Raw genomic sequence first — 11614 nt, forward strand, 5'->3', positions numbered from 1 at the left:
CTTTATGAATCCTGTGCTAGACTATTCATGAAGTAAATTTTCTCTGGGATGTTTGCGAGCGGGCCAGTCCCCTGAGCCGATATTTCATACCAAACAGAATGTGGCGCCTCATTAACTGTGAGCATGCCCGGTCCGTCCGGGAAGCCTGATGATAATGACGACATGTTCACCTTGAACCAAGGGTTCAAGGGTTACAGCCTGCAGCGGCATCCCGGAGATCTCCCCTTTTAACACAATGCGACACAGTTTTTTTCACCTGTTCCGGCATTGTTTTTTTCCTGCTTAATTAATCGGCAGTATTTTATCTGTCCGGTATTATCCCCTGTTATTTATCCGGTTATATTTTATTGCCGGTTATTTTATTGCCGGTTATTTCTAATCTGTAGTAGTCTGTTTACAGATAACCGCTGCACTGTCATGGTTATTTCCCACCGCCAGCCCTGTGCTGGATTAACGTTTCCATAATTACTACGGACAGTCACGTGAGTTCTTTTTCCCCGGTTGCTGCACGGCAACAGATCCGTGCCGAAATTCGCCGTTTACGTCAGGCCCTGAGCAGCGAACAGCAGCAACAGGCTGCACAGGCGGCTGCCCGCCGGGCAATGGCTTTCCCGCCGATACAACAGGCGCAGAAAGTTGCCCTGTTTCTGTCATTTGATGGTGAACTGGATACCAGGCCATTAATCAGGCAGCTCTGGCAGCAGGGACAACAGGTTTATCTGCCGGTACTGCACCCTTTTTCTGCCGGACAGCTGTTATTTCTCCGCTACCTGCCGGAGACCCCGCTGCTAAAGAACCGGCTGGGAATTGATGAGCCCCCTTTAGATATCCGCCAGCTGGCGACCCTCGATCAGCTGGACGTGATGCTGGTTCCGCTGGTCGCCTTTGATGCGACAGGACAGCGGCTGGGGATGGGAGGTGGTTTTTATGACCGGACGCTGCAGCGCTGGCAACAGCATGGCTGTTTACCGGTGGGGATTGCTCACAGCTGCCAGCAGGTTACCGCTCTGCCGGCGGAACACTGGGATATCCCACTACCGGCGCTGATAACCCCGGACAATATCTGGCAATGGTCGTGATTAAGGGCGGAAAAAGCAGGATTCCGGGGGGCTAAACGTCCCCCGGATTTAGCGGATCAGTACAGCAGGCGGGCACGCAGAGTACCCTGAATGTTTTTCATTAATTCGAGTGCTTTGTCGGCCACATCCTGCGGCGCGTCAATATCAATCACCACATATCCCATATACGGGGTGGTTTGCAGATACTGCCCGACAATATTGATACCCTGTTCGGCAAAAATCTGGTTGATGGCTGTCAGTACACCAGGCCGGTTTTCATGGATATGCAGCAAACGGCTGGCGCTGGCCGCGTGGGCCGGCAGTGACACTTCCGGGAAGTTAACCGCTGACAGTGTTGATCCGTTATCAGAATATTTGATCAGTTTACCGGAAACTTCGACACCGATATTTTCCTGAGCTTCTTCTGTAGAGCCACCGATATGCGGAGTCAGGATAACGTTGTCGAATTCACATAATGGTGACACAAAAGGATCGCTGTTGGTGGCCGGTTCAACAGGATAGACATCAATCGCTGCCCCGCCAACATGCTTGCTGGCCAGCGCATCACATAAGGCCGGAATATCGATCACCGTTCCCCGTGAGGCGTTGATTAGCAGGCCACCTTTTTTCATCGCCGCCAGTTCAGCTGCCGCAATCATATTCTGAGTTGCCGGCGTTTCAGGCACATGCAGGCTGACCACATCGCTCATATTCAGTAAGTCATGCAGTTTCTTCACCTGGGTGGCGTTACCTAATGGCAGTTTATCTTCCACGTCATAGAAGAACACATTCATCCCGAGGCTTTCGGCCAGCACGCCCAATTGCATACCGATATGACCGTAACCGACGATCCCCAGCTTTTTACCGCGCGCTTCAAAGGAACCTTTGGCATTTTTGTTCCAGATACCCCGGTGGGCTTTGGCATTGGCTTCCGGAATACCGCGCAGTAATAACAGCAATTCACCGATCACCAGTTCAGCAACCGAACGGGTGTTAGAGAACGGTGCATTAAAGACCGGAATACCCCGTTTAGCGGCAGCATCCAAATCAACCTGGTTAGTTCCGATACAGAAACATCCCACGGCAATCAGCTTCTCGGCAGCCGCGAACACTTCTTCAGTGAGCTGTGAACGCGAACGGATCCCGATAAAGTGCGCGTCACGAATCGAATTTTTCAGGGATTCCGTGTCCAGTGCGCCCTTATGAAATTCGATATTGGTATAACCGGCTGCCCGTAAATTATCCAGTGCTGTCTGATGGACACCTTCCACCAGCAGGAACTTAATTTTGTCTTTCTCGAGTGATACCTTTGCCATTGCCCGACCTTATGGTTAATGATGTTGATACGAATATAAGAATTTCTTCTGTCAAAATAACAAATATTACGCTGCGGGCAACAGAAAACGATTGCGCCGGTTTATTGTCTGCCCGCAACAGGCAGCAGATCAGAGTAACAACGGTCTCTGTTCTGGCTGTCAGAAAGCATATTTAATCTGGTAATAACAGAAATGTGATATAAATCACTGAAAAGCAGCAACAAAAAAAGACGACGTTCAGTCGTCTTTATTCAGGGTGATCACTCCGGCGTCGGTACCAATCAGCGCCACATCGGCACCTCTGGCAGCAAACAGGCCGGTGGTCACCACCCCCGCCAGGGCGTTGATCTTAATCTCCAGTTCACGCGGATTGACAATACTCAGGTTGTGAACGTCGAGAATAATATTGCCATTATCGGTGACCACATTTGGCCGGTACTCTGGTAACCCGCCCAGTTTCACCAGCTGCCGTGCGACATAGGATCTGGCCATCGGGATCACTTCGACGGGCAGCGGAAAGTGCCCCAGTACATCCACCTGTTTGGAGCTGTCAGCAATACAGATAAATTTATCCGCCACTGCCGCTATGATCTTTTCACGGGTCAGGGCTGCACCGCCGCCCTTGATCATCTGCATCTGCGGGTTAATTTCGTCGGCTCCGTCAACGTAGATCGATAACTGGTCAACCGTATTCAGATCCAGTACCGGGATACCATAAGCCAGTAGTTTTTTGGTCGATGCTTCTGAGCTGGAAACCGTACCTTCGATGTCATGTTTAATGGTGGCCAATGCATCAATAAAATGGGCTGCCGTACTGCCGGTGCCAACACCGACAATGCTGCCCGGCCGCACATATTTCAACGCTGCCCAGCCTACCGCTTTTTTTAGTTCATCCTGGCTCATGATATGTTTAACCCTGTACGCTCTGTTGGTTAACGTAGTATAAAACAAGCTACAGGAAAATAATTAGTGTTACTGACAGATTTCGTGCTTTGCAGACCAGCTGGCTGATTTTTCAGGCATTACGGCTGACTGACCATGGCAAACATAATAATACAGGGTGCATTTTCCCTGCAGCAGAGAGCAAAATAACCATGAAACGCCCCGATTACCGAACACTTCAGGCACTGGATGCCGTTATCCGCGAACGGGGCTTCGAGCGTGCCGCACAAAAGCTTTGCATTACCCAGTCGGCGGTGTCACAGCGCATTAAACAGCTGGAAAACCTGTTTGGTCAGCCGCTGCTGGTCAGAACTGTCCCGCCCCGTCCGACAGAACAAGGCCAGAAATTACTGGCCCTGCTGCATCAGGTAGAAATGCTGGAGGAACAATGGCTGGCAGACGAAAGCGGCAGCAGTACTCCGTTACTACTGTCGATTGCGGTTAACGCCGACAGCCTGGCGACCTGGTTGCTGCCGGCACTGAAAGACGTACTGGCCGATTCACCGGTCCGGCTGAATTTACAGGTGGAAGATGAAAGCCGTACCCAGGAACGTTTGCGGCGCGGCGAGGTGGTCGGTGCTGTCAGTATCCAGCCACAGGCACTGCCGAGTTGCCTGGTTGACCAACTGGGGGCACTGGATTATCTGTTTGTTGCTTCACCTGAATTTGCCAGACGCTATTTCCCGAACGGGGTTACCCGCCCGGCCCTGTTAAAAGCACCGGCGGTGGCCTTTGATCATCTGGATGATATGCATCAGGCGTTTTTGCAGCAATATTTCGACCTGCCTCCCGGCAGTGTGCCCTGCCATATTGTCAATTCATCAGAGGCTTTTGTTCAGCTGGCCAGGCAGGGCTCGGTGTGCTGTATGATCCCGCATTTACAGATCGGCGGCGAGCTGGCGCGCGGTGAACTGGTGGATTTAACCCCCGGCCTGTTCCAGCGGCGGATGCTGTACTGGCACCGTTTCGCTCCGGAAAGCCGTTTAATGCGCCGGGTGACGGATGCATTACTGGAACACGGCCATGGCGTACTACGCCAGGGCGAATTTGCTGACTGAGCAGCCCCGGCCACCGGAGAGGCTCAGTCAGGGAACCGCAGGCTGCTGCGGTTTCAGTTCGAAGACGACACTTAGCTGGTCATCAAAACTGACACTCTGCTGCTGATAGGTTTCTTCCGGGCTAGTCTCTGCACTGGCTTTTGCCAGTCCGTAGAAGCGCATTACCGGCTGTGGCTGAGGTTGCTGAGCATGATAGCGGATACTCCAGACCGGTCCCAGTTGTGCATTAAAACCTTTGGCTACCGCCTGTGCCTGACTGATAGCATCTTTTATCGCCTCATCCCGTGCCTGCTGCTGATAACGTGCCGCGTCGCTGACTGCCGGGGTGACAGCACGGATTTCATCTAACCCTGAATTCAGGGCCCCTTCCAGCAGCGTATTCAGCCTGTCTATATGACGCACCGTTACGCTTACCTGACGTTCTGCCTGGTAACCGGTCAACTGTGCTGTTCCCTGTTTGCTGTAATCATATTGCGCGCGGGTGGAGATATTGGCGGCATCAATGTCCTTACTATCAATACCGTTTTTCTTCAGAAAATCGAAATAGAGCGCCACCCGCTGGTCGGCCTGTTTTTTCGCCTGTGCGGCCTGTTTGTCGGTCACCCGGACATCAATACTGAGGGTAGCCATATCAGGTTTGACCTTTACCAGCGCCTGACCGGTCACCGCAATATGGGGTGAATCGGGCGATTCGGCCGCAATAACCGGCAGGGATGATAGCCGGGATAACCAGCGACTGTAATTTCACAATACGGCTCCTGTCTGTGGATGTCAGCCCGTGAATACAGGCAGTGATAACTGATTGGAGTCACGGGAATACGGAAAGTTCTGCGGCACTGCTGTTATCTGTCTGCCCGCAGCATTAGCAAACCTTCGGCAGCCAGGCGGAGTGCCAGATAAAACATCATCCCGGCCACCAGCAAATTAATCACCTGCCGGGGGCGGCCACGCTTCAGTAACGGTGACAATCCGCTGGCCAGTAATGCCAGAGCATAAAACCAGACGACCGATGCCGTCACTGCCCCCAGCGCAAACCAGATACGTGACGGGGCCGGAACCTGACTGCCCAGGCTCCCGAGCACTACAAAGGTATCCAGATAGACATGGGGATTCAGCCAGGTGACGGCAATTAAGGTTAAGAGTATTTTAACGCGTTGCTGTGCCAGCGGGGGCTGTCCGGCGCTTTCAGCCACAGGCCGCCACACCTGACGAAGTGTACCGGCGGCATACCACAGCAGGAAAGCACAGCCTGCCCAGGTAATACACTGCAATGCCAGCGGCGATTGCTGCAGAATTGTACTGCCACCAAAAATACCGGCACAGATAAGCAGCACATCACTGAGGATACAGAAGCTGGCAGCCATCAGTGCATAACGGCGTAAAATTCCCTGATTAAGGATTAAGGTATTCTGCGGGCCCAGTGGCAGAATAAGTGCCAGCCCGAGGGTAATTCCCTGTAAATAGAATAACATAGACAAACTCCGATTAATGAATAGGCAGAGTCTGGCGATTTCCGGGCAGAAAAGGAAATGGAAAGAACTTATCGATAATTAGAAAAAATAATAATCCGGGGGGAGTTGGCGGGCCTGTCCGCCAGAAAACTGGCGGCAGGCCATCATCATAATTACTGTTTGCCGTCGATAGCCGGCGCAGAATTATTCACGATATGTACATCCATTTGCGGGTAAGGGATACCAATATTATTTGCATCCAGTGCCCGTTTGAAACCGGCCATCAGATCCCAGTAAGTCTGGGTCTGATCGTTATAGGTGGTCCAGCAACGAACAACGATATTCAGCGTTGACGCCCCCATTTCGTTCAGGGCAACCACAATCGGTTTATCCTGAATTACACGCGGCTCAGCTTCCACCACTTTGCGCAGTACCGAAAACACTTCGTCGATATCTGCATCATAAGAGACACCGATAATAAACTGGCTGCGGCTCATTGGCTCACGGCTGTAGTTGATAATTTTGCCGGAAATAATGCTGCCGTTCGGCACCACAATAATCTTCCCGTCACTGCTTTTCAGGGTCGTAGAGAAGATTTGTACACTCAGTACGGTACCGGCAGCGCCGTTGATGTCCACGTATTCACCGACACGGAACGGACGCAGGGTAACCAGCAATACACCTGCCGCAAGGTTCGACAGAGAACCTTGTAATGACAGGCCCACCGCCAGACCAACGGCACCCAGTACAGCGATTACCGAGGCGGTCTGTACACCGACACGGCTAAGGGCGGCGATTAAGGTAAAGGCGATAACACCGTAACGTACCAGTACCGCCAGAAAGTCGGCCACCGTCTGATCGATACTGCGGGCCAGCAGAACTTTGTTCAGGGCGTTTGATACCACGCGGGCAACCAGAAAACCAAAAAAGAGGATGGCAATGGCAGCCGCAATATTGACGACATAACCCAGCAACAGTTCCTGGTTACGTGCCAGCCAGCTGCCGGCATTATGAATGCTATCTACGACGTTTATGTCTTGCATCAAATAATCCTGTAATAAAAATTCCTGAGTGAATCAAGGGTAGCTGATTTACCAGCTGCTCAGCGCAAAGGGTAAACAATAAATGGCTGAATGCCAAATCCGGTAACCGCTGAACGGTGATTTTTAAGACACTGTTACCTGATATTACCGGTCCGACGGCCGTGGCCGCCAGGCTGATAATCCGCGGTTTTACCGGCCGGAGGCAGGCGGCGGAAGTACAGCAATACAGTCCGCCCCGTTGGCCCCGGGATAAGGTGAGCCCCTGCTGCCGCGCGGATGACAGAAATAAAAAAGCCCGCCGGGCGGCGGGCTTTCCGATAACAGTCTCGATTTACAGGCGATCGATAGCGTTCAGCTCTCTGAATGCCTGCTCTACGCGTTCCACCATTGAACTCTGGGCGGCACGTAACCAGACACGCGGATCATAGTATTTTTTGTTCGGCTTATCGGCACCTTCCGGGTTACCCAACTGCGACTGCAGGTAACCTTCGTTCTTTTTGTAGAACTCAAGAATACCGTGCCAGTTAGCCCACTGGGTATCAGTATCGATGTTCATTTTAATGACACCGTAACCGATAGACTCTTTGATTTCTTCCGGGGTCGAACCTGAACCACCATGGAAGACAAAGTTCAGTGCATTGTGCGGCAGACCATGTTTTTCGCTGACATAGTCCTGAGAATTACGCAGGATTTTTGGTGTCAGCTGAACGTTACCTGGTTTATAAACACCGTGCACGTTACCGAAAGAGGCTGCGATAGTGAAATTCGGGCTGATTGCGCTCAGCTTCTGGTAAGCATAGTCGACATCTTCCGGCTGGGTATACAGAGCCGAGTTATCCAGATGTGAGTTATCGACACCATCTTCTTCACCGCCGGTACAACCCAGTTCAATTTCCAGCGTCATACCCATTTTAGCCATACGGGCCAGGTATTTACTGCTGATTTCAATGTTTTCTTCCAGTGACTGCTCTGACAGGTCAATCATATGGGAAGAGAACAGAGGTTTACCGGTTTTGGCAAAGTGCGCTTCACCGGCATCCAGCAGGCCGTCGATCCACGGCAGCAGTTTTTTCGCGCAATGGTCAGTATGCAGGATCACTGGCACACCATAAGCTTCAGCCATCAGATGCACATGATGGGCACCGGCAATCGCACCCATAATAGATGCGCCCTGCGGTTTGTCAGTTTTATAGCCTTTACCGGCGATAAAAGCAGCACCACCGTTAGAGAACTGAATAATGACCGGGGCTTTTACTTTCGCTGCGGCTTCAAGTACCGCGTTAATTGAGTCACTGCCCACACAGTTTACCGCAGGCAGAGCAAAGTGGTTTTCTTTGGCAACTTTAAAGATTTTCTGAACATCTTCACCAGTAACTACACCGGGTTTTACGAAATCAAAAATTTTAGACATAACATTGTCCTGTTTCGTTGGCCGTATACGGAAGCCCGTCAATCGGGAAAAATCGATGTGGCCTGACGGCCACATCTGCTGCTGAATTACTGTTTTGCGCGCTCTTCCAGCATCGCAACCGCCGGAAGTTTTTTGCCTTCGACAAACTCAAGGAAAGCACCACCGCCGGTGGAAATATAAGAAATTTTATCTTCAAGACCGAACAGGTCGATTGCCGCCAGGGTATCACCGCCGCCTGCCACAGAGAATGCATCGCTGTCAGCGATAGCGTTGGCAACAATTTCAGTTCCTTTACGGAAATTAGGGAATTCGAACACGCCGACCGGACCATTCCACAGGATGGTTTTGGCTTCTTTAAGAATTTTAGCCATCGCCAGGGCAGTTTCGTCACCGAAGTCCATAATTTCTTCGTTATCTTTAATCTCGCTGACGCGCTTAACCGTGGCCGGAGCCGTTTCAGAGAACTCAGTCCCTACACGGGAATCGGTCGGTACCGGGATACCGTACTGGTCGCGCAGTTTTTTCGCTGCATCGACAAACTCAGGCTCGTACAGTGATTTACCCACTTTGTTGTCGATAGCCACAAATGTATTCGCAATACCGCCACCGACAATCACCGTGTCGGCAATGTTAACCAGTGATTGTAATACATCAAATTTGGTCGAGACTTTTGAACCACCGACCACTGCAACCATCGGCCGGGCCGGATTACTCATTGCTTTACCCAGCGCTTCCAGCTCTGCAGACAGTAACGGGCCGGCACAGGCGATAGGGGCAAATTTACCCACCCCGTGGGTCGAGGCCTGGGCACGGTGTGCCGTACCAAAAGCATCCATCACAAACACATCACAGAGTTCGGCATATTTTTTCGACAGGGTTTCGTCGTCTTTTTTCTCACCTTTGTTAAAACGGACGTTCTCCAGAACGACCAGTTCACCAGGCTGAACTTCAACCCCGTCCAGATAATCTTTAGCCAGTTTTACGCTGGTGTCGCCCAGTTTATCTTTCAGGTAGTTAACCACAGGCAGCAGGGAGAATTCTTCGTTGTATTCACCTTCGGTCGGACGTCCCAGGTGAGAGGTAACCATGACTTTAGCCCCCTGTTTCAGGGCAGATTCAATCGTTGGCAATGATGCACGAATACGGGCATCAGACGTTACTTTCCCGTCTTTTACCGGCACATTAAGATCGGCACGAATCAGTACACGTTTACCCGCAAGATCCAGATCGGTCATTTTAATCACAGACATGGTGAATCCTCTCGTTAACTCTCATAAGTTTTGCCAGGCGCTATCACGCCTTACCTGAAATTACCTGCAGACATTGCTAACGTAGTATCCAGCATCCGGTTAGCAAAGCCCCATTCGTTATCGCACCATACCAGGGTTTTCACCAGGTGCTTACCACTGACCCGCGTCTGGGTGCCATCGACAATAGCACTGTGGGGATCATGGTTAAAATCAACCGACACTAACGGTAATTCCGTGTAATCGACTATACCACGAAATATCCCCTGCGCAGCGTTGTGCAACACTTCGTTAACCCGTGCTGCTGTCACCGGTGTTTCCAGCGTAACACTCAGATCGATGGCCGTCACATTGATTACCGGTACCCGTACCGCGATGGCTTCAAAGCGATCGGCAAACTTCGGCAGTATCCTTGTGATCCCGGCCGCCAGCCGGGTATCGACCGGAATAATCGACTGACTGGCCGCACGGGTACGGCGTAAGTCGTCATGATACGCATCCAGCACCTGCTGGTCGTGCATCGATGAATGAATAGTGGTTACCGTACCCGATACGATACTGAAAGCATCATCCAGTAATTTAATCACCGGGATAATACAATTTGTGGTACAGGAAGCATTAGAGACAATCCGGTCTTCGGCTTTCAACTGCTGATGGTTGACACCGTAAACCACGGTTGCGTCCAGATCGTTGCCTCCCGGATGAGAAAACAGCACTTTTTTTGCCCCGGCCGCCAGATGCGCTTCACCGTCGGCCCGGCTGCCATATTTACCGGTACAGTCCAGCACAATATCAATATCCAGTTCACGCCACGGCAGCCCTGAAATCTGTGGCTGGTGCAGTAAGCGAATGCTGTCACGGCCTACTTTCAGTACTTCATCTTCCAGCCGTACCTCATAGGCAAAACGACCATGGCTGGTGTCATACTTCAGTAAATGGGCGATACCCTGGCTGTCGGCCAGTTCATTAATCGCCACCACGGAAATATCCGTATGTCTGCCAGTTTCATACAAGGCCCGTAATACGCCACGGCCAATACGCCCAAAACCATTTATCGCAATTCTGATGGTCATTTTACCCGGATTACCCTTACCTGCCGTGACGTTAACCGTGATTCACGTCACTGCTGTCAGTTTAACTACCACTGCATTGTCGGTTCATTCGCCGTTGCAATCGCTCAACTGAAACGCTTCAGCTGAGAATAGTTCATGGCATGCGGCACGGGAATGACTGAGATCAACTGCAATTCTAATAATTAGATCAGCTTCACATTTTTAGCCACCGATTGTGCATAAAAAGCACAGCCAGCCTTTAGTGTAGCTAAAAAAAAACAGCATGACAGAACGCTGCCATGCTGTGATATTTAACCGATCGTCAGACTACCGTTTACAGCAGGGCGCTGGCTTTAGCCACCACATTGTCAACCGTAAAACCGAACTCAGCAAATAACTGCTCTGCCGGGGCGGATTCGCCGAAGCTGGTCATACCGACAATCGCACCGTTCAGCCCGGTATATTTATACCAGTAGTCCGCAATACCCGCTTCCACGGCCACACGGGCGCTGACTGCCGCCGGCAGTACTGACTCGCGGTAAGCGGCATCCTGCTTATCAAACGCATCGGTGGACGGCATAGAAACCACCCGCACTTTACGGCCATCGGCACTCAGTTTGTCTGCCGCGGCCACGGCCAGGGAGACTTCTGAACCGGTGGCAATCAGGATCAGTTCCGGCTGACCGTCACAGTCTTTCAGGATATAACCGCCACGGGCCACGTTTGCCAGCTGCTCTGCGCTGCGCGGCTGCTGGGTCAGGTTCTGACGGGAGAAAATCAGAGCCGTAGGTCCGTCCTGACGCTCGATAGCATATTTCCAGGCCACCGCAGACTCCACCTGGTCACACGGACGCCAGGTACTCATATTCGGGGTGGTACGCAGGCTGGCAATCTGTTCCACCGGCTGATGGGTCGGGCCGTCTTCACCCAGACCAATAGAGTCATGGGTATAGACCAGGATCTGACGGATTTTCATCAGTGCGGCCATACGTGCGGCATTACGCGCATATTCGACAAACATCAGGAAAGTTGCAGT

10 protein-coding genes, 1 other RNA gene and 1 pseudogene are annotated in these 11614 nt (G+C 51.7%); 3 read left to right on the top strand and 9 right to left on the bottom strand.

The window, feature by feature from the left end:
* Positions 1 to 37: 37 nt before the first annotated feature.
* Both ssrS and JK198_RS13785 read left to right on the top strand, forming a co-directional pair.
* Positions 38 to 222, top strand: a non-coding RNA gene (ssrS, locus tag JK198_RS13780) — 6S RNA.
* A gap of 260 nt (positions 223 to 482) precedes the next feature.
* Positions 483 to 1079, top strand: a complete 597-nt coding sequence (locus JK198_RS13785; RefSeq protein WP_212710752.1) for a 5-formyltetrahydrofolate cyclo-ligase — start codon at positions 483 to 485, stop codon at positions 1077 to 1079.
* Positions 1080 to 1135: 56 nt separating this feature from the next.
* On the opposite strand, the gene serA is transcribed toward JK198_RS13785, so the two are convergent.
* The gene (serA, locus tag JK198_RS13790) at positions 1136 to 2374 is read right to left on the bottom strand and encodes a phosphoglycerate dehydrogenase (RefSeq protein WP_212710751.1); all 1239 of its coding nucleotides are present in this window, start codon (positions 2372 to 2374) and stop codon (positions 1136 to 1138) included.
* Between the two features lie 237 nt (positions 2375 to 2611).
* Entirely contained in the window at positions 2612 to 3277 is a 666-nt protein-coding gene (gene rpiA, locus JK198_RS13795) for a ribose-5-phosphate isomerase RpiA (protein ID WP_212710750.1), read from the bottom strand.
* Positions 3278 to 3468: 191 nt separating this feature from the next.
* Between rpiA and JK198_RS13800 the strand changes: the two genes are divergently transcribed.
* Positions 3469 to 4374, top strand: coding sequence for a LysR family transcriptional regulator ArgP (locus JK198_RS13800; RefSeq protein WP_212709154.1), 906 nt, complete (start codon positions 3469 to 3471; stop codon positions 4372 to 4374).
* Positions 4375 to 4401: 27 nt separating this feature from the next.
* Here JK198_RS13800 and JK198_RS13805 read toward each other — a convergent pair.
* The 7 genes and pseudogenes from JK198_RS13805 to JK198_RS13835 form a co-directional block, all read right to left on the bottom strand.
* A pseudogene (locus JK198_RS13805) lies at positions 4402 to 5122 on the bottom strand (oxidative stress defense protein).
* A 94-nt stretch (positions 5123 to 5216) separates the two neighbouring features.
* Positions 5217 to 5846 carry a LysE family transporter gene (locus JK198_RS13810; protein WP_212709156.1) on the bottom strand — a complete coding sequence of 210 codons (630 nt, stop codon included), beginning with the start codon at positions 5844 to 5846 and terminating at the stop codon, positions 5217 to 5219.
* Between the two features lie 152 nt (positions 5847 to 5998).
* The gene (gene mscS, locus JK198_RS13815) at positions 5999 to 6868 is read right to left on the bottom strand and encodes a small-conductance mechanosensitive channel MscS (protein WP_212709157.1); all 870 of its coding nucleotides are present in this window, start codon (positions 6866 to 6868) and stop codon (positions 5999 to 6001) included.
* 331 nt (positions 6869 to 7199) lie between these two features.
* Positions 7200 to 8279: a class II fructose-bisphosphate aldolase gene (gene fbaA / locus JK198_RS13820; protein ID WP_212709710.1), complete on the bottom strand. Its 1080-nt coding sequence runs from the start codon at positions 8277 to 8279 to the stop codon at positions 7200 to 7202.
* 86 nt (positions 8280 to 8365) lie between these two features.
* On the bottom strand, positions 8366 to 9529 hold the full coding sequence (pgk, locus tag JK198_RS13825) for a phosphoglycerate kinase (RefSeq protein ID WP_212709711.1): 1164 nt from the start codon (positions 9527 to 9529) through the stop codon (positions 8366 to 8368).
* A 50-nt stretch (positions 9530 to 9579) separates the two neighbouring features.
* Complete coding sequence (gene epd / locus JK198_RS13830; protein ID WP_212709712.1) at positions 9580 to 10599, bottom strand: erythrose-4-phosphate dehydrogenase; 1020 nt, start codon at positions 10597 to 10599, stop codon at positions 9580 to 9582.
* A gap of 313 nt (positions 10600 to 10912) precedes the next feature.
* A partial coding sequence (locus tag JK198_RS13835) for a transketolase C-terminal domain-containing protein (protein WP_283092731.1) occupies positions 10913 to 11614 on the bottom strand: 702 nt, incomplete at its 5' end.

It is taken from the genome of Tatumella sp. JGM91, from assembly GCF_018257575.1.
GTDB classification, from domain to species: Bacteria; Pseudomonadota; Gammaproteobacteria; order Enterobacterales; family Enterobacteriaceae; genus Tatumella; species Tatumella punctata.

Excerpts from the sequence above, each read along its gene's own strand:
- serA (WP_212710751.1), bottom strand. The coding sequence starts at position 2,374 with ATGGCAAAGGTATCACTCGAGAAAGACAAAATTAAGTTCCTGCTGGTG.
- rpiA (WP_212710750.1), bottom strand. The coding sequence starts at position 3,277 with ATGAGCCAGGATGAACTAAAAAAAGCGGTAGGCTGGGCAGCGTTGAAA.
- JK198_RS13800 (WP_212709154.1), top strand. The coding sequence starts at position 3,469 with ATGAAACGCCCCGATTACCGAACACTTCAGGCACTGGATGCCGTTATC.
- JK198_RS13810 (WP_212709156.1), bottom strand. The coding sequence starts at position 5,846 with ATGTTATTCTATTTACAGGGAATTACCCTCGGGCTGGCACTTATTCTG.
- mscS (WP_212709157.1), bottom strand. The coding sequence starts at position 6,868 with ATGCAAGACATAAACGTCGTAGATAGCATTCATAATGCCGGCAGCTGG.
- fbaA (WP_212709710.1), bottom strand. The coding sequence starts at position 8,279 with ATGTCTAAAATTTTTGATTTCGTAAAACCCGGTGTAGTTACTGGTGAA.
- pgk (WP_212709711.1), bottom strand. The coding sequence starts at position 9,529 with ATGTCTGTGATTAAAATGACCGATCTGGATCTTGCGGGTAAACGTGTA.
- epd (WP_212709712.1), bottom strand. The coding sequence starts at position 10,599 with ATGACCATCAGAATTGCGATAAATGGTTTTGGGCGTATTGGCCGTGGC.